This is a genomic window from Pseudomonas sp. LBUM1679, assembly GCF_059695565.1.
The window spans coordinates 3,667,160-3,687,758 of sequence record NZ_CP166774.1 but is presented as its reverse complement, the minus strand read 5'-3'; the positions used below and the strand labels follow the sequence as shown (position 1 = coordinate 3,687,758).

At 62.4% G+C, this 20,599-nt stretch carries 13 protein-coding genes and 1 pseudogene; 1 reads left to right on the top strand and 13 read right to left on the bottom strand.

Going from position 1 to position 20,599, the window contains the following annotated elements; genetic code table 11:
* Nucleotide 1 precedes the first annotated feature (1 nt).
* Complete coding sequence (glgB, locus tag ACA062_RS16755) at nt 2-2,233, top strand: 1,4-alpha-glucan branching protein GlgB (protein ID WP_497452100.1); 2,232 nt, start codon at nt 2-4, stop codon at nt 2,231-2,233.
* Between the two features lie 170 nt (nt 2,234-2,403).
* On the opposite strand, the gene ACA062_RS16750 is transcribed toward glgB, so the two are convergent.
* The 13 genes and pseudogenes from ACA062_RS16750 to glgA all read right to left on the bottom strand — a co-directional run bounded on the left by ACA062_RS16750 (nt 2,404) and on the right by glgA (nt 20,384).
* Nucleotides 2,404-3,468 (bottom strand): autotransporter domain-containing protein, encoded by a 1,065-nt coding sequence (locus ACA062_RS16750; RefSeq protein ID WP_497452099.1) that lies wholly within the window; start codon nt 3,466-3,468, stop codon nt 2,404-2,406.
* Nucleotides 3,469-3,781: 313 nt separating this feature from the next.
* Nucleotides 3,782-4,807, bottom strand: a pseudogene (locus tag ACA062_RS16745) (autotransporter outer membrane beta-barrel domain-containing protein); the annotation flags it as partial.
* Between the two features lie 50 nt (nt 4,808-4,857).
* On the bottom strand, nt 4,858-5,658 hold the full coding sequence (locus tag ACA062_RS16740; RefSeq protein WP_497452098.1) for an endonuclease/exonuclease/phosphatase family protein: 801 nt from the start codon (nt 5,656-5,658) through the stop codon (nt 4,858-4,860).
* Nucleotides 5,659-6,053: 395 nt separating this feature from the next.
* Nucleotides 6,054-6,812, bottom strand: a complete 759-nt coding sequence (locus ACA062_RS16735; protein WP_497452097.1) for a PIG-L deacetylase family protein — start codon at nt 6,810-6,812, stop codon at nt 6,054-6,056.
* A gap of 310 nt (nt 6,813-7,122) precedes the next feature.
* Nucleotides 7,123-7,722 (bottom strand): SAM-dependent methyltransferase, encoded by a 600-nt coding sequence (locus ACA062_RS16730; protein WP_497452096.1) that lies wholly within the window; start codon nt 7,720-7,722, stop codon nt 7,123-7,125.
* Nucleotides 7,719-8,477: a PIG-L deacetylase family protein gene (locus ACA062_RS16725; protein ID WP_497452095.1), complete on the bottom strand. Its 759-nt coding sequence runs from the start codon at nt 8,475-8,477 to the stop codon at nt 7,719-7,721. Before ACA062_RS16725 ends, ACA062_RS16730 begins: the two co-directional genes overlap by 4 nt.
* Entirely contained in the window at nt 8,474-9,463 is a 990-nt protein-coding gene (locus tag ACA062_RS16720; protein WP_497452094.1) for an acyl-CoA dehydrogenase family protein, read from the bottom strand. Before ACA062_RS16720 ends, ACA062_RS16725 begins: the two co-directional genes overlap by 4 nt.
* 1 nt (nt 9,464) lies before the next feature.
* Nucleotides 9,465-11,627: a glycogen debranching protein GlgX gene (glgX, locus tag ACA062_RS16715; protein WP_497452093.1), complete on the bottom strand. Its 2,163-nt coding sequence runs from the start codon at nt 11,625-11,627 to the stop codon at nt 9,465-9,467.
* A 120-nt stretch (nt 11,628-11,747) separates the two neighbouring features.
* Nucleotides 11,748-12,101, bottom strand: coding sequence for a DUF2934 domain-containing protein (locus ACA062_RS16710; protein WP_497452092.1), 354 nt, complete (start codon nt 12,099-12,101; stop codon nt 11,748-11,750).
* A gap of 21 nt (nt 12,102-12,122) precedes the next feature.
* Nucleotides 12,123-14,915: a malto-oligosyltrehalose synthase gene (locus ACA062_RS16705; protein ID WP_497452091.1), complete on the bottom strand. Its 2,793-nt coding sequence runs from the start codon at nt 14,913-14,915 to the stop codon at nt 12,123-12,125.
* Nucleotides 14,912-16,990 carry a 4-alpha-glucanotransferase gene (gene malQ / locus ACA062_RS16700; RefSeq protein WP_497452090.1) on the bottom strand — a complete coding sequence of 693 codons (2,079 nt, stop codon included), beginning with the start codon at nt 16,988-16,990 and terminating at the stop codon, nt 14,912-14,914. Before malQ ends, ACA062_RS16705 begins: the two co-directional genes overlap by 4 nt.
* Nucleotides 16,987-18,783: a malto-oligosyltrehalose trehalohydrolase gene (gene treZ, locus ACA062_RS16695; protein WP_497452089.1), complete on the bottom strand. Its 1,797-nt coding sequence runs from the start codon at nt 18,781-18,783 to the stop codon at nt 16,987-16,989. Before treZ ends, malQ begins: the two co-directional genes overlap by 4 nt.
* A gap of 14 nt (nt 18,784-18,797) precedes the next feature.
* A complete protein-coding gene (gene glgA / locus ACA062_RS16690; RefSeq protein WP_138966746.1) occupies nt 18,798-20,384 on the bottom strand; it encodes a glycogen synthase GlgA in 1,587 nt (528 codons plus the stop codon).
* Nucleotides 20,385-20,599 lie beyond the last annotated feature (215 nt).

The window sequence follows — 20,599 nt, the reverse complement described above, 5'->3', positions numbered from 1 at the left end:
CATGAGTTTCTCGAACAGGGATCAGGGTCACGCTAAAGAAGCGTTGCTGCCCAAGGCACGGGATATCGATGCTCTGGTACGTGCCGAGCATCAGGACCCTTTTGCAATTCTCGGCCCCCACGGCGATGGCGCCGGCGGGCAATTCATTCGGGCCTATCTGCCGGACGCCTTGAGCGTACAGGTAGTGGCCAAGGATTCCGGGGAGGAGCTCGGCAACCTTGAACCGACCCAGACACCGGGGCTGTTCGTCGGGCACTTCGACAGGAGCCAGCCTTATCTGCTGCGCACCCGCTGGGCCGGTGGCGAACAACTGTCCGAAGACCCTTACAGCTTTGGCCCGTTGCTCGGCGAGATGGACTTGTACCTGTTCGCCGAGGGCAACCATCGCGATCTCAGTGCTTGCCTCGGTGCGCAACTGAAGACAGTCGACGGTGTCGACGGCGTGCGCTTTGCCGTATGGGCACCGAACGCCCGGCGGGTGTCGGTGGTCGGTGACTTCAACAACTGGGACGGTCGCCGCCATCCCATGCGTCTGCGCCATCCCACCGGCGTCTGGGAAGTTTTCATCCCGCGCATGCAGGCGGGGGAGGCCTACAAATACGAAATCCTCGGCAGCCACGGCATTCTGCCACTCAAGGCCGACCCGATGGCCCTGGCCACCTCGCTGCCGCCGGACACCGCGTCGAAAGTCGCTTCACCGCTGAACGTCGACTGGCAGGACCAGGATTGGATGCTGTCGCGCGGCGACCGTCATCGGCCGAGCGCGCCGCTGTCGATCTACGAACTGCATGTCGGGTCCTGGCAGTGCGAGCTGGATGACCTGGGAGAAGTAGCCCGCCAGTACACCTGGCATGAAATGGCCGAGCGCTTGATTCCGTACGTCAAGGAACTGGGCTTTACCCACATCGAATTGATGCCGATCATGGAACATCCGTTCGGCGGTTCATGGGGTTATCAATTGCTCTCGCAATTCGCCCCGAGTGCCCGCTATGGATCGCCGGACGATTTCGCGGCCTTCGTCAACGCCTGTCACCAGGCTGAAATCGGCGTGATCCTCGATTGGGTGCCGGCGCATTTTCCTACCGATACCCACGGCCTGGCACAGTTCGACGGCACCGCGCTGTACGAATACGGCAATCCGCAGGAAGGCTTCCACCAGGATTGGGACACGCTGATCTACAATCTGGGCCGCACCGAAGTGCACGGCTATATGTTGGCGTCGGCGCTGCACTGGCTCAAGCATTTCCACGTCGATGGCCTGCGGGTCGATGCCGTGGCCTCAATGCTGTATCGCGACTACTCGCGCAAGGCCGGCGAGTGGGTACCGAACCGGCATGGCGGCCGGGAGAACCTCGAAGCCATCGACTTCCTGCGTCATCTCAATGATGTGGTGGACCTCGAAGCCCCCGGCGCACTGGTGATCGCCGAAGAGTCCACCGCGTGGCCCGGTGTCAGTCAGAGCACGCAACAGGGTGGCCTGGGCTTTGACTACAAGTGGAACATGGGCTGGATGCACGATTCGCTGCATTACATCCAGCAGGATCCGGTGTACCGCGCCCATCACCACAACGAACTGAGTTTCGGCCTGGTGTATGCGTGGTCCGAGCGCTTCATCCTGCCGATCTCCCACGATGAAGTGGTGCACGGCAAGCATTCGCTGATCGACAAGATGCCGGGCGATCGCTGGCAGAAATTCGCCAACTTGCGGGCGTACCTGAGTTTCATGTGGGGGCATCCGGGCAAGAAGCTGCTGTTCATGGGCTGCGAGTTCGGCCAGTGGCGGGAGTGGAACCACGACCAGCAACTCGATTGGTACCTGCTGCAGTATTCGGAACACAAGGGCGTGCAGAAACTGGTCGGCGATCTCAATCGGCTGTACCGCGAAGAGCCGGCACTGCACGAGCAGGACGACGCGCCGCAGGGTTTCCAGTGGTTGATCGGTGATGACGCGGTCAACAGCGTCTACGCGTTCATGCGCTGGAGCAAGGACGGGCGGCCGGTGCTGGTAGTGGCCAACTTCACGCCGGTGCCGCGCGAGGCTTATCGCATTGGCGTGCCGTTTGCCGGGCGCTGGACCGAGGTGATCAACAGCGATTCGGCGACTTATGCCGGCTCCAACTATGGCAATAGCGGCGGGGCATTTACCGAGGATGAGCCAAGCCATGGGCAGGCGCTGTCGCTGGTGTTGAATCTGCCGCCGTTGGCGGTGTTGATGTTGCGCCCGGAAGGTTGATCTAACACCCTGTGGTGAGGGGGCTTGTCGGAACGCCGCATCGCCCCGTTGGACTGCGCAGCAGTCCCCTTTTTTGGGGCCGCTTCGCGACCCAACGGGGCGATGCGGCGTCCCGACAAGCCCCCTCGCCACAGGGCCAGACCAGGCAACACACTTCTTGAAATCAACTATCACCACCGCATCCGCACCCCAAGACTCCCAATCAACCCATTCAAATCATTGTCATCCACATCACTGCTGTAATCGGCGCTGACGTACAGGCTCACCGCAGGCGTCACTCTGGCCACCAGACCCAACCCCACTTCGACGGACGATGAATAGCGGCTGCTGCTGATCTTGTCGACTTGATCAAGCGTCAGCGTATTGCCGGTGTACACCGTGTGCCACAAGTTGGTCCGCACGTAAGGTTCGACGGGCAGGCCATTGATGTCGTAACTGCCTTTCAACTTTGCCCCGACCCGACCGCTCCACGACGTCAGGTCGCTGGACGACGGATCTCTTGAGTCCTGGTTCGGGGTGTCCAGGGTGATCCGTTGATTGATCAATTGCGCCTGGGGTTCAACCACCCAGTTTTCGCTCAGGCCGATCGGGAAACCACCTTCCACCGACAGCGTCACCGCGCTGCCTTCGGCCGCTTGCCGGGCGCCCTGGCCGTCACGGCTGTAACCGCTGACCCGGCCGCCACTGGCGCTCAAGTCCACGTGCCAGCCTTGGGGGCCGGTCAGGCTCCAATAGGCGCCGAGGCTCTCGCCTTGCAGGTTGAGGGTTTCGGTGTGGGGGTCGGCAAGGGCGCGACTGGTCAGCAAGCCGTTGCTATTGCCCTGGAACTGACTCGTGCCGCCGATCAGTCCGACCCGCTGGGTATGGCCACTGCCATTTTGCAGGGTGAGGATCGCCGGGCCTTTGAGGGTGTTGGCGTCCGGGATGGAATAGCCCTGGGCCAGATAGTCGGTTTGTGCCTGCCGCGATGCCTGCCCGTAAAGCTGATCCCAGGCCAACGGCGCGGCGTCTTCAACGGTGAGGTGGGAACTGCGCAAGTCAGGATTGGCATTGAAGCGGCCAGCATCGGCTGCAGCGAGGGGGGGCAAGGTCAGCCTCTGGACCTCCTGGTCATACCAGGCGGTTTTTTCATCCTCGGGCGAGGCGTGGACCCCCATGGCCGAGCACAGCAGGAGAGAACTCGAGACCGTGCAAAACGTGAATTTGATCTCTTGTGGGCTGAGTGACTTTTTCATGGCGGTCTTCCTTGCAATAGCATGCCTTATCTCGCTTTGGCGTCTCTCTCCTACCCCGAATGAGGGGCGACCGAATGGGTTGGGCAAACCTCTGGCCGCCCGTTGTCGCGGGTGCCTGAAGGCTTGCCCCTGGTATGGTTCCGGGGGTAGTAAGGTGTAGCTAAGAAGACCCTTGACATTGCGTCAAGAAATTGGCCGATGAGTGGTACTGGTATTTTTAGGGGCTATAAGTGACTGAATTATGGCGCTTCTCTAACCTCTTGTTTGTTCGTCAGATCGTCAAAAAAGCGCGAACTGTAAACCCGGCGCAACGCTACCAGCTAACCCTGAGACCCGCATTGCCAGACATGGCACGCTGCTGGGTGCTGTCGATGTTGCTGCTGTAATCGGCACTGGCATAGACGCTGACCGACGGGGCCAGGCTGAGGATCAGCCCGACGCCGACGTCAGCCTGTGTGGATTTCTGCTGCGTCTCGATTTGATCGGCGTGGTCAAACGTGACCCTGTCGGTGCCGGAGAAGGTGTGCCACAGGTTGGCGCGCAGGTAAGGTTCCAGTGGCTGGCCGCCGACTGAGTAGCGACCCTTGAGCCGCGCCCCGAGGCGTCCGGTCCAGGCGCTGTCGGAGTCGAACGACACCTGTGAAATACCGTCATCCTGGCGATCATGGAATGTGCCTAAAGCCGCCAGGCTCAATTGTGCGGCAGCCGGCGGCAGCACGGACCAGGTCGGGACTTCCGGACGGTAAAGGGCAATCGGCGCGGTACCTGGCACAGCGGCTGGCAACGCTGGCAGCTCGGGGCCACCGAACGGGGCGGGAGCCGCTACCAGTGTGGCAACCACCGGAACCGTAATCGGCGGCAAGCCCGGATCAGGGTTGGGAAGGGTGGTCACCGCTGGCGCGACAACGGCCGAACGCAGGAACCAACTGTTTTCAGTCCCGGCGGTAATGCCCCCTTTGAACAGGCGGTAGTCGAAAGCGCCGGCCGAAACCGCGCTCTTGAGTGCGAAGGCATCGTTGGTGCTGATGGCCGTGCCCTGGGCCTGCACCAACTGGATGCCGTTCTGACGGGTCAGGGCTCCTGCGCCGCCAAGATTAGTGACGGAAATCAGGGTATTGCCCGTCAATGTCCCGTCGTTGATCACCAGTTTGTCGCTCGCGGAATTGTCGTCACCCAGCACACTTTGTAAAAATAACTGACCACCGTTGCCCGCGTAATTGCCCTGAACCGTCAAGGTGTCGCTGGTGCGGGTATTGCCGCTGCTCAGGTCGATCACCCCGGCGTTGCTCAAGGTTGCACGCTGGCCAGCGGTGAACGGCGTGATGCTGCCCTGGATTGACAGTGCGACTACTGTCACAAATAACAGGTAGGCCAGCTAAATGCGGGGCTTCAGAGGTGTACTTCGACCGCCAACGGCAAGTGATCCGACAGGTGTGTCCACGGCCTGGTGCCCAATATCCGCGGGTCATGACTGCTGGCGTTGCGCAGGTAAATCCGGTCCAGGCGCAGCAGCGGGAACCGCGCCGGATATGTTTTCGCAGGCCGGCCATGATGGCGTTCGAAGGCTTCATGCAGGTAGTCGCGGCGCACGAGGGCAGCATTGCCCTGGAGCTGCCAGTCGTTGAAGTCGCCGGCGATGATGACAGGGGCCTCGTCAGGCAGGGATTCGAGCAGCTGGCACAATAGTTGGAGCTGCAACTGGCGATGACTTTCCAGCAGGCTCAGGTGCACGCAAATCGCGTGGACCTCGGCGTGCCCCGGCACATCCAGCACACAATGCAGCAGGCCGCGGCGTTCGGGGCCGGTGATCGAGACGTCGAGGTTGCGGTATTCGCGGATCGGGTATTTCGACAGCAGGGCATTGCCGTGGTGGCCGTCGGGGTAGACCGCATTACGGCCGTAGGCGAAGTCGCTCCACATGCTGTCGGCCAGGAACTCGTGTTGCGAGGTTTGCGGCCAATTGTTGAACCGAGAGGAATGACGCCCGTGTTCGCCGACGACTTCCTGCAGGAATACCAGGTCCGCCGAGGTGCTGCGCACCGCTTCGCGCAGTTCCGGGAGAATGAAGCGTCGGTTGAGCGCGGTAAAACCTTTGTGGGTGTTGACGGTGAGTATTCTCAGCCGATGAACCACCGGTGGCGTGTCCAACGGCGTGGATTCGACGGCCTGCGGCTTGAAATCGCTGCTCACGTTCACTCCTCTGATTCAGGGCTGCTTATGCATGCGACTGATGCGGGGGCGGGCAGTTCAGCGGGATTCGTCGCGGAATCAATTTCATGCCGTAAATCGATAAAAGATCGCAGCCTGCGGCAGCTCCTACGCCGTACGCGTACACCTGTAGGAGCCGGCTTGTCGGATCGCCGCACCGTAGCGAAGGCGTCGTCATGGGCGATGCAAGGCTTCAAGGGCCCCTTCGCTGGCAAGCCAGCTCCTACAGGGATCACCGGAGTACAGATGGATTGTGGTAAGCGCCAAATCCTGTAGGAGCGAGCTTGCTCGCGAATGCGGTCTGTCAGGCACATCAATATTGAATGTACCGCCGCCTTCGCGAGCAAGCTCGCTCCCACAGTTGGATTGGGGTTGGGTTAGACGAAGACGATTTCATAGGGCAAGCGAATCCGCTCCAGCAGTACGCGAGGCAGCAGCGGGGCGAGGCCGATGGCCGGTTCACCGTCGAGCTGGCTGGCGTAAGCATGAGTGGCGTGGCTTTTGCGCGCGACGGTCCAGGTGTCGAGACGGATCTTGCGCGCGCGGTGCCAGGGAATCATTGCGCGATCGCGGGTAGGCCTGTGCCAGGCCCGCAGCGGTACTTCATGAAATGTCGCACCGACCATCGCGGCAGCCTTGGCACTGGCCCGGCCAACCGCCCCATGGTCATCATTGCCGTCCTCGCCCCAGGTGCTGAACACCACATCACCGGGCCGCAAGTAACGGGCGATGAATTGAGTCAATTGAAGCTCCCGTCCGGCCAGGGCGTTGTCGGTGAAGCCGCCGCGAATCCACTTCAGGCTGTGCATCGGTAGCCCCAGCCGGCGCAAGGCTTCGACGCTTTCCTGGGGGCGAAACACACTCAAGCGTTTCTCCGACCATTGCTGCGACCCCGGATGGCTGGCGCTACCGCCGCTCATCGAAATCAATTGCAGGGGATGTCCCAGGGCGCTGAGCAACTGCAGCAAGCCGCCGCAGGTCACGACTTCATCGCCGGGATGTGCCGCGATCACCACGGCACGCGCGCCGGCGGGAACCAGGGTTTCGGTGTTGATGACGGGGATGGTGTCCAGCTGAGGGGCGCTGTTCCAGATCTGTGCGGGCTGGCTGCTTTCATTGATGGAAACAGGTTTCATCGGGGCTACATCCTTGTCTGGTTGCAATGTGCAGCGCTCCAAATCCTGGATTGCCGAAAGCAGAGTATTGCTCATGACAGGCGATACGTCGCGTCGATGTCCCATCTGGTACGTTTTTATCTTCCTGATCCGTTGGTGAATCATTTTTCTCGCCAGGTATCGCGCAATACGTGCTGAAGATCAAAAGATCGCAGCCTGCGGCAGCTCCTACGAGGCGCCGGGAATGCCCAAATATCTGCAATCACCACGGTCAATGTAGGAGCTGGCGAAGCCTGCGATCTTTTGATCTTTACGTCGGATCAGGCATCACTCATCGCAAGCCTTCCAGAGCCGCTACCGAACGGGGTTCGCGGCTCCACAGTTCCAACAGGAAATCGGCCTCCTGATGCAGGACCAGGCGCGGCAAGTGCAAATGCTCGTGGAGCAGGTCATGGACGTGTCGGGCATTGAGCGGGCAGCCATCGATCGGCGGGCGCCAGTGACAGGCCAGGAGTTGGCCGTCGGCGGTCAGCGATTGTGCGGCGCGCTCGATCAGGTGCTTGAGGTCTGCGGCGTCCAGGTAGTAGCCAACTTCGCTGAGCACGATCAGGTCGAACTGTTCGTTCGGCCAATCGCCTGGCAAGCGGCTCTGACGGACTTCGGCATGCTCGAACAGGCTCAGACGCGTGCGGGCCAGTGTCACCGCGGCGGCTGCGGTGTCGCAACACAACAGGCGGTCGCAGCGGGTGGCCAGGTCGGCACTCAGTTCCCCATTGGCGCACCCCGGCTCAAAAATGGCGCGATAACGTGGCCGGGGCAGCGCGGCCAGGGTGATGGCACGTTTGCGCTGTTCGTACCAACGATCACGGAACGCCCAGGGATCGTCATTACCCGCAAACAAGCCGTCGAAGTAGCGATCCTCGACGCTCATAGAAACACCACTTCGAACGGTTGCAGCAATCGATCCAGCACATAGGGGGCCAGGACCGGCGGCAAGCCGATGTGCGGGTCGCCTTCCAACTGGCTGGCGAAGGCGTGCACGGCATGCCGCTTGCGCGCCACCTGATGCGGCGTGAGCAAGACTTTCCGCGCCCGGTGCCAGGGCACGCCACTGTCATCGGGGGTTGCCCAATGCCAGGTCCAGACGGGCAGTTCGTGCAGGGTTGCCCCGACGCGTCGGGCCGCCTCAGCGCTGGCACGACCCACGGCCTCGTGGTCGCAATGACCGTCTTCACGCCAGGTGGTAAACACCACATCGTTGGGGCACAGGTGGCGTTCGATGAACGCGCTCAACTCGGCTTCTCGCGCCGCTACCCGACTGTCGGCGAACCCGCCGCGCAACCATTTCAGACTGTGCAGCGGCAGGCCGAGGCGGCGCAGGGCTTCGGCGGACTCCTGCGGGCGGACCGCGCTCAGCCGTTCCACCGGCCAGCGCTCGGACCCCGGGTGGCTGGCGCTGCCATCGGTGACCGAGATCAACTGCAGCGCACGATTCGCCGCGGCCAGCAGTTGCAGGAAGCCGCCACAACCCAGCACTTCATCGTCCGGATGGGGGGCGACGATGACGGCCCGGGACCCTTGCGGTACCAGCGTCAGGATGTCGATCACCGGTAGCTGCGCCAGGTGGCTGGACGTTTGCCACAGGTGCAGGGGCGTACCCTGGCCGACGATTGGATTGGTTTTCATAAGCTCCATGTTCCGTTGATGACCTGTCGTCCCAGCGCGGCAAGGTCTCGTTCGGCGTGGCTTTGACGCAGGAACACCGGCAGGTCGGCGATTAGCCGGGCGAATTGGCGATCCTTGCAATAGGGGCCGGCACCCAGGGCGTGTCCGACATGCCGGATGACCTGCTCGGCACTGTGTTCGACCACCGCCCGCACGCGACGGGCCAGCAGTTCGGCGTCGTCCAGGGGTGCGGCGTCGATGCTCAGGGCACTGCCGCGCAGCACCTCGGCAGCGGCCTGCAATGCGCTGTCGACGGCCCCGAGGTGGGCGAGGGCATGGGGTTCTTCGCGGTGGGCGCAGTGACTGCGCAGACGTTCGGCAATGCCCCGGGCGGCACCGTACCAACAAGCGGCAATGCCGATCCCGCCTTGCCAGAAGCCGGGGCGTTGCAGGTAGTTGCCGGGATCGCCGATGACGTGCGCCTGGGCGCCGTCGAACAGCACGTCGACGCTGCCGGTCGCGCCCATGCCGACGGCGTGCCAGCCTTGATCGGTGAGGGTCACGCCGGGTTGATCCAGCGCCACCGCCACCAGTTGCTGCCGATCCTGCTCGTCCCAGGCCGTCAGCAAGCCGTGGGTCAACACCGCCGCCCCCGAACACCAGGCCTTGCGTCCGTTCAGTACAACCGAGCGGCCGTGTGAGCTGACGTGTACCCGCGCCTGGGGCGGTTCGGCGGCCCACATGCCCCACGTACTGCCCGGTGTTGGCGAACCACCGAGTTGCTGGATGATCGCCAGCGCATCGGTGTGGCCCTCGTACAACTTGCACAACCCCAGATCATGCCCGCCGACCTCGGCCAGCGCCTGAAACCGCTCCAGGGTCCGGCCACTGCCGGGCAGAGGCAGCTGATCGAGACCCGCCTCCACCAGCGCCCGCAGGCACCGGCCTAGCGCTTGAGTGTCAGCGTAGTCCGGCGACTGGCGATGCAGAAAACCCTGGAGGTCCATTTCACTCGTCGTCCTCACGCTGCAATTCGAACAGCAGCAGCGAACGCCCGGTGACCGAGTACTCGTGGCCGAACTCGAAGCGTTCCTGACCGCGAATGGAGGGTTGGTTGGTGTCGATCATGCAGGTCCAGAAACTGCCATCGGGTACTTCCGGGAGCAGGAAGTTGACCACGTCATGGTGAGCGTTGACCACCAGCAGCAGGGTCGCGTCGCCGCCCTTGCGGCGGATCCCGGTTTCCTGGGCGCGGCCGTCAAGCAGCATGCCCAGACAGCGGCCATGGGCTTCTTCCCATTGTTCGATGGTCATCTCGCTGCCATCCGGCGCCAGCCAGGTGACGTCCTTGACTCCGATGTCTTCGTTGTAATTGCCCACCAGAAAACGCCCGCGGCGCAGGATCGGGTAGGCCAGGCGCAGCTTGATCAGGCGTTTGACGAACTTGAGCAGCGCCTTGCCGTCCTCGCTCAGGTCCCAGTTGACCCAACCGATCTCGCTGTCCTGGCAATAGGCGTTGTTGTTGCCTTCCTGGGTGCGGGCGAATTCGTCGCCGGCCACCAGCATCGGTGTGCCCTGGGACAGCAGCAACGTGGCGAAGAAATTACGCATCTGGCGCTGACGCAGTTCATTGATCTCGGGATCGTCAGTCGGGCCTTCGACGCCGTGGTTCCAGGACAGGTTGTTGTTGCTGCCGTCCTGATTGTCCTCGTCGTTGGCTTCGTTGTGCTTGTCGTTGTACGAGACCAGGTCGTTGAGGGTGAAACCGTCGTGGGCGGTGATGAAGTTCAACGAGGCGTATGGCCGCCGGCCCCGCTGGTTGAACATCTCGCCGGAAGCGGTCATGCGGCTGGCGAAGTCCGCGAGCTGGCCGTCATCGCCTTTCCAGAACGCGCGCACGGTGTCGCGGAATTTATCGTTCCATTCGACCCAACCCGGCGGAAAACCACCGACCTGATAACCGCCGGGGCCGCAATCCCACGGTTCGGCAATCATTTTCACCTGACGCAGCACAGGGTCCTGGCGACAGGCGACGAGGAAGCTGTGGCGTTCGTCGAAGCCCTCGTGGTAACGGCCGAGAATGGTCGCCAGGTCGAAGCGGAAACCGTCCACGTGCATTTCCGTGGCCCAGTAGCGCAGGGAGTCTGTGACCATCTGCAGCACACAGGGGTGGCTCAGGTCCAGGGTGTTGCCGGTGCCGGAATCGTTGATGTAGTAGCGTTTGTCGTCGGGCATCAAGCGGTAATACGAGGCGTTGTCGATGCCGCGCATGGACAGGGTCGGGCCCTGTTCATTGCCCTCGGCGGTGTGGTTGTAGACCACGTCGAGGATCACTTCGAGATTGGCTTCGTGCAGGTGCGCGACCATCTCCTTGAATTCGGCGATCTTGCCGCTGGCCAGGTAACGCGGGTCGGGGGCGAAAAACGCGATGCTGTTGTAGCCCCAGTAATTGGTCATGCCTTTGTGTAGCAGGTGCTGGTCATTGACGAAGGCATGGATCGGCAGCAATTCCACGGTCGACACACCGAGCTTGCGGATGTGTTCGAGCACGTCATCGACCATCAACCCGGCGAAGGTGCCACGCTGGCTCTCGGGGACGGAGGGATGACGCATGCTGATGCCACGCACGTGAGTCTCATAAATGATCGTCTTGTCCCACGGCACGCTGACACGATGGTCGTGCCCCCAGGTGTGGGCCGGGTCGATCACCTTGCATTTGGGCACGAAGGGCGCGCTGTCACGCTCATCAAAGCTGAGGTCGGCGTCGGGGTGGCCGATGGTATAGCCGAACAAGGCTTCGGACCATTTCAACTCGCCGACCAATTGTTTGGCATAAGGGTCAATCAGCAATTTGTTGTGATTGAAGCGATGACCGTTGGCCGGATCGTAGGCGCCGTAGACGCGGTAGCCGTAGATCAGCCCCGGATGCGCATCGGGCAGGTAGCCGTGGTAGATCTCGTCGGTGTATTCCGGCAACTCGATGCGTTCCAGCTCGACTTCACCGGCATCATCGAAGATGCACAGCTCAACCTTGGTGGCGTTGGCGGAAAACAAGGCGAAATTGACCCCCAGGCCATCCCAGTTCGCGCCCAGCGGGAAGGGCAAACCTTCACGGATTCGCGATGGCGTCTCGACGTGAGGTTCTGGCGCGGATTTCTTTGGACTGCTCATACATGCTCCTGCAAAAGGGGGGACAATTCTTGGCTCTGGCGTTTTTCGAGGGCGAGCGAGCCCTCGGTGGCGACGGGGAGCTCGCCACGCATTCAATCATTCAGGACAAGTAAGGAAGCGTTAGACCGCGGGAGGTTTACGCGCGGCGCGAGGCTTCTTCACGGTGGCTTTTTCGCCGGGCGGGACCACCGATGATGCCGCGGCCGGCTTGGCCTTGGCCTTGGTTTTCGGCTCAGCGCCCTTGCCATCGAGCGACTTGTCATTAATCAACTTGCCGTCGGGCTTTTTCGGCGCTGTCTTGGTCGCGGCCGCTTTACTGCCAGCGGCTTTCGACGACTTGTTCGGTGACAGGGCTTCGGCTTCAGCCAGCTTGCGGGCCATCTCCCAATGACGGGCTTCGTGGCCTTCGGGTTTTCCTTCAGATTCCCAGATCTGATAGGCAAACTCGCGGATGCGTTTATCGTCGGTACTCATCGCTATGCTCCTGAACTGCACTCAAGTGTCGGTAGTTTGGATAAAGAGATTGACCGGGAAATCCCCCAGCGCAGCGCTGATCATCAGCTCCCCTTGGGTTGTGACTGCGGTGGCTGAAAAAAGTCCCTTCAAATGTATGTCAGAGGTGGCGAACGGTAATTTGACCCGGGTATCGCCCCACAGCCGCGCGTCGATCCGCGGTTCGGCACTGTTTTTCAGCAGCTCGGCGCAGCGTATCGGCACGATCACGATCGCCCGTTTTCCTTCCCGGGAGCGGGCAAACGCCAGCACCCGGTGCGCCTGGCTGCCGACAACTTCCAGGGCCTGATACGCCCCGCGCCGAAACAGCTCGGCGTGTTCGGCCCGCAGGTTCAACGCCTGGGCGATCAGGCGTTGCTTGATGCGCCCGTCACGCCAGGTCGTCAGCAGCTCGGGCAAGTCCGCAGAGGCCAGGGCCTGTTGCCGATCAGCGTAGTCCACCGGCCGCCGGTTATCCGGATCCACCAGGGAGAAATCCCAGTACTCGTTGCCCTGATAAAGATCCGGTATGCCCGGCACGGTCATGCGCAGCAAGGTTTGCGCCAATCCGTTGAGGGCGCCGGGAGCGGCGAGGGTGTTGACCGCCTTGCCCAGGGCGGCGCGCAACAGTTCACCTTCGGGACTGAGCATCAGCCGTTGCAGGAATTGCTGCATCGCTTGTTCGTAAGCGTCGTTGGGCGCGCTCCAGCTGCTTTGCAACTTGGCCTCGCGCAAGGCTTTCTGTTGCCACTGCCAGAGTCGTTGAGTGTACGCCTCGATCGCTAGTGGATCGTCACTGCGCAAGTCGAGCGGCCAGCTGCCGAGGATCGCTTGATACAGGATCAACTCGTCGCCGGTCGATGGCATCTGGTCGTCATTGCGCAGGGGGCGGGCCAGGGCTTGCCAGAGCGGCACTTGCTCGGCGTACCAGGCACTGCGCTCGCTCAGCACTGCCAGGCGCGCACGGGTGTCTTCGCCGCGTTTGTGGTCGTGGGTGGCGGTGGCCAACAAGTTATCGGGAAACGCTTCGAGCCGGCTGACACACACCGCGTGGAAATCGGCGACCGGCGCACTGAACTGTTCGGTGCTGAACCCCACGTCATTGCGCGACAGCAATACCGCCGAGCGATAGAACGCGGTGTCTTCCACCGCCTTGGCCGCGGCCGGCGAGGTCAACTGCTGGAAGCGCACGCAAGCGTGCTTGAGCATCTTGCGCTGGCGACCCGCCGGGCGTTTGCGCCACGGTTCGCCGCCGAGCCAGCGGGCCAGGCAATCGAGCACCGGCCAATCGGCCTCGCTGAGCGATTGCCGGGCGCCGTCCATGGCTTGCTGGAAAAACACATCGTCTTCGGCACTGCGGCCACGGGGGCTGATATAGGTGCGATACACCGGGAAGTGCACGATCAGTTCCTGCAATGCCCGCCGGATCGCGCCGAGGGTCAGGTCGCGGGTCATCAGGTCGTCCCGGGCGACTTGCAGCAACGCCTGGGCGACACTCTCGAAATCGCCGGCGAGGGAACCGTTGAGAATTTGCTGGCGGGCCAGTTGCGCTTCCTGGCGAAAATCGGCGGGCCGTTCGCTGTATCGGCTCCAGAGCTTGCCCAGGGTCTGGGCGCCTTCCGGGTCGTGTTGCAGCAGCGACAACTGGTTCATGAATTCATAACCGGTGGTGCCGTCGACGGACCAGTCGCGGTGCAGGGTTTCACCTTCGCCGAGGATCTTCTCGACGAAGATCGGCAGATGCCGCTGGGGTGACAGGCTATCGACCCGGCGCCGCAGTTTGCGGCAATAACCCCGTGGATCGGCCAGGCCGTCGATGTGATCGATGCGCAGACCGTCGACCAGGCCGTCGGCCACCAGCTCGAAGATCTTCGCGTGGGTCTCTTCGAACACGGCCGGCCGCTCGACCCGCAGGCCGCCGAGTTCGTTGACATCGAAAAAGCGCCGCCAATTGATATCGTCCGCCGCTGTGCGCCAGCTGGCCAGGCGATAGCTTTGGCGCTCCAGCAAGGCATGCAGACGCTCGAACCCCTCGCGCGTCAGCGAATCATAAGCGTCCAGGTTGCCCTGGATCGCTTGCGCAATGGCCGGATCAGCGGCGAGCTCGCGCAGCTCGGCCTTGAGCGGGATCGCCAGGCTGTGCGCGTCCATCTGGTAACTCAAGGCACTGAAGCGGTCTGCCAGGGATTTGAGCTGCTCTGCCTGATCGGCATTCAGCGCGTCATCGGCCTTGAGCAGTTCGCCGTAACTCGTCGGGCAGATCGGGAAGTGATGTTCATAGTGCTCGACATGAAACGCGCCGTGCCCTGCATTGAAGCGCAAGGGCAGGGTGCCGTCCTGCAGGGCAACGCCGTAATCGCTGCCGAGGAAGGGCAGCAGCAGCTGGCCTGCCATCAACGGATCGGGGGAATGCCACTGGATATCGAAGAACTCGCCGTAGGGACTCAGGCGCCCCCATTCCAGCAAATCCAGCCACCAGGGATTGTCGCCGCCGCCGACCGCCATGTGGTTGGACACGATGTCGAGGATCAGCCCCATCCGGTGCTCACGCAGGGTGCTGACCAGGCGACGCAATGCCGCTTCGCCGCCCAGTTCCGGGTTGACCGTGGTCGGGTCAACCACGTCGTAGCCATGCATGGAGCCGGCGCGGGCGCTCAGCAGGGGTGAAGCATAGAGATGGCTGATGCCCAGGCTGGCGAAATAGGGGACCAGCGGCACCGCCTGATCCAGGGTGAAGCCTTTATGAAACTGCAGTCGCAGGGTGGCCCGCAACGGTTGGATAAGCGCTTGATTCATTGGTCACGCTCGGCCGCCTGAAGTCGCGCGCAGGCGAGCAGTTCCAGGCGCCGGGCGGCGTCCGGGTCATCGAGCAGGGATTCGCTGTCACCGGGCAGGCGCCGGGACCAGTTGGGATGGGTGTCGGTGGTGCCGGGCAGGTTGGCCTGCTGTTCGATGCCCAGGGCATCTTCGAGCGGCAGCAGCACCAGCGGCGCCGGGGTGTGCCCGAGGAAACGGATCGCGGCATCCAGCACCTGATCGGTTTCATGGGACTCCTCGCGAAAGTTCTGCGGATCCTCGCTCAACACCCGGCGCAAGCCTTCGCGCTCGCGTTCACGGTGCTGGCGCCATTCGATTTCACCCGAGGCGTCGACCAGGCCGAGACGGGCATTCCAGTCGATATCGTGGCCGTGCCACCAGCCATTGAGGGTCGGCAGGTCATGGGTGCTGGTGGTGGCCAGCGCGTTGTCCGGCCAATCGAGCATTGGCTTGAAGTGGGCGTTGTCCTGTTCGAACAGCAACACGCGCATGCCGAGGATCGAGCGGGCGATGAGTTTTTCCCGCAGGCCATCCGGCACCGTCCCCAGGTCTTCGCCGAGCACGATGGCCTGATGGCGATGGGATTCGAGGGCCAGCAAGCGCAGCAGGTCGTCCACCGGGTAATACAGGTAGGCGCCGTCCGCAGGGGGCGCGCCATTGGGAATCACCCACAGCCGTTGCAGGCCCATGACGTGATCGATGCGCAGGCCACCGGCATGGGCGAAGTTGTCCCGGAGCATTTCAATGAACGCCCGAAAACCGTTGCGTACCAGGCCTTCGGGGGAGAACGCGGAAATGCCCCAGCCCTGGCCGGTACGGTTGAGAATGTCCGGTGGTGCGCCCACGGTCAGGGAGGCGAGCAATTCGTCCTGGCGACTCCAGGCCTGGCTGCCGCCGCCGTCGGCACCCACCGCCAGATCGGCAATCAGCCCGATGCTCATGCCGCTGGCGCGGGCAGCGGTTTGTGCGCGCTCCAGGCAGCGAGTGATCAGCCATTGGCAGAAGGCAAAGAAGCCGATGCGACCGGCGTTCTCTTCAGCAAACGCGGCGAGGGCGGCGCTGCGCGGGTCGCGCCATTGTTCGGGCCACTCGCGCCAGTCGAGGCCTTCACCCTTGGCGGCGCGGGCCTCCTGAATGGCTTCGAAGCGGCAGTGGTTTTCCAGGGCTTCGCCGCCGGCGTGGCGGAAGCTGCTGAAGTCGGCATGCAGCGGGTGTTCGCCCTGGACAAAGCCGTCGTACAGCGCCTGCAACAGACGATGCTTGGCCTCGGCGGCCATCGGCCAATCGATCAGCGGCAGCGCTTCAAGGTGCTTGAGTTCGGCGGCGAGCCCCGTGGCATCGATTGCCGTGCGCAACGCGCGCTCACCGAGAATCAGGCCCGGTGCGGCGTAGAGGCTGTTGAGGAACAGGCGGCTGGACGGCGAATAAGGACTGTAGCGGTGGGTGTCGTTGGCAAACATCGCATGCAGCGGGCTGATCGCCAACGCTTCGGCGCCGCGCTCGCCAGCCACCCGGACCAGATCCTCCAGGGCCTGGGTGTCGCCGAATCCACCGTCACCGGGACGCCGCAAGGCATACAGCTGGACACTCAGGCCCCAGGCGCGGGGGATCGGGTTGTCGACGGCATCGCCGACGCTGTAGCAGCGAGCCGGTGCGACGGCCAGGGTAAAGGATTGTCCGTCGATGCTGACGTGCTGATAACCGACCGGAATCAGGCCGGGCAGAATCGCCTCGGCGTCCAGTTTCAGGTTGAGCCGCGAGCCATCTTCGAGATGGACCTCGCAAGGCGTTTGCGGCTCGAAGTAATGCGCCAGATTGAGACCGACACCGACGTCGGCGGTCATCAGCGGAGGCAGGTGGCGGGTCTGTTGCACTGCCTGCAATTGCAGCAGGCTGGCGTCGATTTCCTGTGCGGAGCCGGCGGGGTGGCCGAGTCCGGTGAGGACGTTGCGCAAAACCGATGGGGCGACTTTCTGCGGGCGGCCGTTGGCGTCGATCCAGTCGACTGCCAAACCCGCTCGGCTGGCCAGTATTTCCAGTTGCGCATCACTCATTGGCGCTCTCCATCCGGGGGTAGCATAGGGGCTGCGGCCGTGAGGCTGACTAGCGCGCAATACGGGGCAAGTGTGCCCTGATCCAACAGGCCGGCCGACTGCGGCGGGTGTGCGAACAGCAGCGAAGCGTCGGCCTGTGATGAGTGGACCACTGGCGTATCACTGAGGTTCAGATCAATGCACAGCTGACTGCCATCCCCCAGTTGCCAGCGTGCGGTCACCGCGCCCTTGGCCAGGACTTCGGCGCCCAAGGCATAAGTCCCGGGCAGATTGGGAATGATGTGTTTATGCCGAAGCCGCAACAATTGGCGATACAGGCCCTGCATCGCCGATTGCCGGGTGGCGGTCAGTTTGGGCCGGGACGCCTCAAAGGTCTGGCGTGCGTTTGGATCGGGAATCTGTTCGCGTTTATGCGGATCGGTAAACGCGCTGAATGCGGCAAATTCATTACGTCGTCCTTCGCGCACCAGTTCCGCCAGTTCACCGTGGTGACTGGTGAAAAACAGGAAGGGTTGTTCGGCGGCGAATTCGTCGCCCATGAACATCAGCGGGATCATCGGTGACAGCAACAGCAGCGCGGTCGCCGCTTGCAAGGCATCGCTATGGGTCAACTGATGCAACCGCTCGCCAAACGCGCGATTACCGATCTGGTCGTGGTTTTGCAAAAACAGCACAAAAGCGCTGGGCGGCAAGTGCCCGCTGGGTTCTCCGCGGGGTGTACCGTGGCGGGTCACATGGCCCTGAAACACGAAACCCTGGCTCAGGCAGCGCGCCAGTTGCTCGGTGGGATTGTCGGCATAGTCGGCGTAATAAGCGTCGGTTTCGCCGGTCAACAACACATGCAGGGCATTATGGCCGTCATCGTTCCACTGCGCGTCGAAGCCCTCCTGCAACAGGCTGGCCTGGTTATGCTCGTTCTCCACCGTCAGCCACACATGCCGCGCCGGATCTGTCTGCTCACGAACCCGTTGCGCCAGTTCCTGGAGGAAGTCGGGGCTTTCAATGGCGTGGACCGCGTCCAGACGCAGGCCGTCGAAGCGGTATTCGAGCAGCCACATCAGCGCGTTTTCGATGAAGAAGTCCCGCACCTCGCGCCGCCGGAAATCAATGGCGGCCCCCCAGGGTGTGTGCTTGTCTTCGCGAAAAAAGCCCTTGGCGTAGCGATGCAGGTAATTGCCGTCCGGGCCGAAGTGGTTGTAAACCACGTCGAGAATCACCGCCAGGCCGTGGCCATGGGCGGTGTCGATCAGGTGCTTGAGTTGTTCGGGGGCGCCATAGGAGGATTGGGGCGCATAGGGCAGGACGCCGTCATAGCCCCAATTGCGGTCACCGGGGAACTGCGCCAGGGGCATCAGTTCGATCGCGGTCACCCCCAGCTCGACCAGGCGCGCCAGGTGCTTCTCGACTTCACTGAAACCGCCGAGGGCACCGACGTGCAATTCGTAAATCACTGCCTCGTTCCATGGCCGACCCAACCAGGTGCTGTGTTGCCACTGATAGGCGAGGGGATCGACCACCACACTGTGCAAGTGGATGTCACCGGCCTGGGCGCGGGAGGCCGGGTCGGGCACCTCCAGCTCGCCGTCGATGTTGTAGCGGTAACGCGTGCCGGCCGGGCAACGGGTGTTGATCACGAACCAGCCATCGGCCTGAGGCAATAGTGGCAAGGATTGTCCATCTTCCAGTTCGACACTGACAAAAAACGCATCTGGCGCCCACAAGGCAAAACGCGTGTGTTCTGCGTCCAGCATGATTGCGCCGTGGGGCCAGGTCTCAAGGGTCCGTAACGGCATCTATTGAAAACCTCTTACTGTCTGTGCGATTTACCCAGTGCTTTAGCCACCAGCTGTTCATAAAGTTCGGCATAGGGTTCGACCGCCTTGCACCAGTTGAATGGCGCGGCCATGGCGCGGCAGCGCATGGCATTGAGCAGGTCGGGGTAGGCGAATACCTTGAAGGCGCGGCTCAGGGCTTCCTGGTAACTTTCAACCGTGGATTCATCGAACAGGAACCCGGTCACGCCGTTTTCGATGGTGTCGGCCAAACCACCGGTATTGCGCGCCACCGGCAATGAACCGAAGCGCTGGGCATACATCTGGCTCAGGCCGCAAGGCTCGTAGCGCGACGGCATCAGCAGGAAATCGCTGCCGGCGAACATACGCCGGGCGTCGGTTTCATTGAAGCCGATGCGCACCCCGATTTGCCCCGGGAAACGCAGGGCCAGCTCACGCATGGCTTGTTCTTCTTCCGGCTCGCCACGCCCGATGATCGCGATCTGGCCGCCGGATTCGACGATGTATTCGGAGACGGCTTCGGTCAGGTCCAGGCCTTTTTGATAAACCAGGCGCGAGACCACGGCAAACAGCGGACCTTCGCTATCGTCCAGGCCGAACAGCTCACGAACGTGGGCGGCGTTGACGGCCTTGCCCTCCCAATCGCCGATGCTGAACGGGCAGAACAGGTGGGGATCGGTAGCCGCGTCCCAGCTTTCATCGATGCCGTTGGGGATCCCGCTGAGCAGACCTTGCTGGGTCTTGGCGGCGAGAAAACCGTCGAGGCCGCAGCCGAAGGCCGGGGTGGTGATTTCCTGGGCGTAGGTCGCGCTGACCGTGGTGATGTGACTCGAATAGGCCATGCCGGCCTTGAGGAACGACATCTTGCCGTAGAACTCCATGCCGTCCTGCTGCAGTGCATGGGTGGGAATCCCCAGTTCCGGGCATGATCCCAGACTGGTCACGCCCTGATAAGCCAGGTTGTGGATGGTGAACAGGGTCGGGGTGCGCTGTCCACGCCAGTGCATATAAGCAGGCGCCAGGCCGGCCGGCCAGTCATGGGCGTGCACCAGGTCCGGGCACCAGTGGATTTGTGCGAGGTTGGCCGCGATATCGGCGGCCGCCAGGCCCAGTCGGGCGAAACGGATATGGTTGTCCGGCCAGTCGCGACCGTTGTTGGCGCCGTAGGGCGAGCCTTCGCGCTCGTAGAGTTCAGGGCAGATCAACACGTAAATGACCAGGCCGTCGGGCATGTCCATGCGCCCGATCTTGCAGGGAGGCAGGGCTGCGTGACCGCCCAGCTCGCCAATGATATGAATGGGGTTTTCGCTGTGCAGGACCTGCGGGTATCCGGGAATCAGTACACGAACATCGTGCAGGAGCGCCATGGCCCGGGGCAGCGCAGCGGAAACGTCACCCAGCCCGCCGGTCTTCACCAGATCGGCAATTTCGGAGGTGACGAACAGGACTTTCTTTCTATTGGGGTTGTGCCTGGCAACCGGTGCCAGCGCCTTGGTGCCCGTGACGCTGATCGTTTGGGCACTGCCTGTACTCACGACGCTCGACTCGCCGACCTGCTGATGAGCACGTTCTCCCTGAATATCTAAAGCCGCACTGATCATATGAATCTCCCGTGTTATTGATCTAATTCTTAGGTCTGGCAGACGATTTTCCGTGGCCAATTCATGTGGCCGGGCGCAAACGCGCTACGCATCGGTCAGCAAATGCTGCCCATGCGCTGAAGCAGTAACGCTTGAAATGGACATTGCAAGGATTGCACCAGTCGCAACACTCCTCCCTTTCAGGTGACCTGTCGCGGCAGGTAAAAGTTTCGAGT

Excerpts from the sequence above, each read along its gene's own strand:
- ACA062_RS16710 (WP_497452092.1), bottom strand. The coding sequence starts at position 12,101 with ATGAGTACCGACGATAAACGCATCCGCGAGTTTGCCTATCAGATCTGG.
- malQ (WP_497452090.1), bottom strand. The coding sequence starts at position 16,990 with ATGAGTGATGCGCAACTGGAAATACTGGCCAGCCGAGCGGGTTTGGCA.
- ACA062_RS16735 (WP_497452097.1), bottom strand. The coding sequence starts at position 6,812 with ATGAAACCTGTTTCCATCAATGAAAGCAGCCAGCCCGCACAGATCTGG.
- ACA062_RS16730 (WP_497452096.1), bottom strand. The coding sequence starts at position 7,722 with ATGAGCGTCGAGGATCGCTACTTCGACGGCTTGTTTGCGGGTAATGAC.
- ACA062_RS16705 (WP_497452091.1), bottom strand. The coding sequence starts at position 14,915 with ATGAATCAAGCGCTTATCCAACCGTTGCGGGCCACCCTGCGACTGCAG.
- ACA062_RS16725 (WP_497452095.1), bottom strand. The coding sequence starts at position 8,477 with ATGAAAACCAATCCAATCGTCGGCCAGGGTACGCCCCTGCACCTGTGG.
- glgA (WP_138966746.1), bottom strand. The coding sequence starts at position 20,384 with ATGATCAGTGCGGCTTTAGATATTCAGGGAGAACGTGCTCATCAGCAG.
- ACA062_RS16750 (WP_497452099.1), bottom strand. The coding sequence starts at position 3,468 with ATGAAAAAGTCACTCAGCCCACAAGAGATCAAATTCACGTTTTGCACG.
- treZ (WP_497452089.1), bottom strand. The coding sequence starts at position 18,783 with ATGCCGTTACGGACCCTTGAGACCTGGCCCCACGGCGCAATCATGCTG.
- glgB (WP_497452100.1), top strand. The coding sequence starts at position 2 with ATGAGTTTCTCGAACAGGGATCAGGGTCACGCTAAAGAAGCGTTGCTG.
- glgX (WP_497452093.1), bottom strand. The coding sequence starts at position 11,627 with ATGAGCAGTCCAAAGAAATCCGCGCCAGAACCTCACGTCGAGACGCCA.
- ACA062_RS16720 (WP_497452094.1), bottom strand. The coding sequence starts at position 9,463 with ATGGACCTCCAGGGTTTTCTGCATCGCCAGTCGCCGGACTACGCTGAC.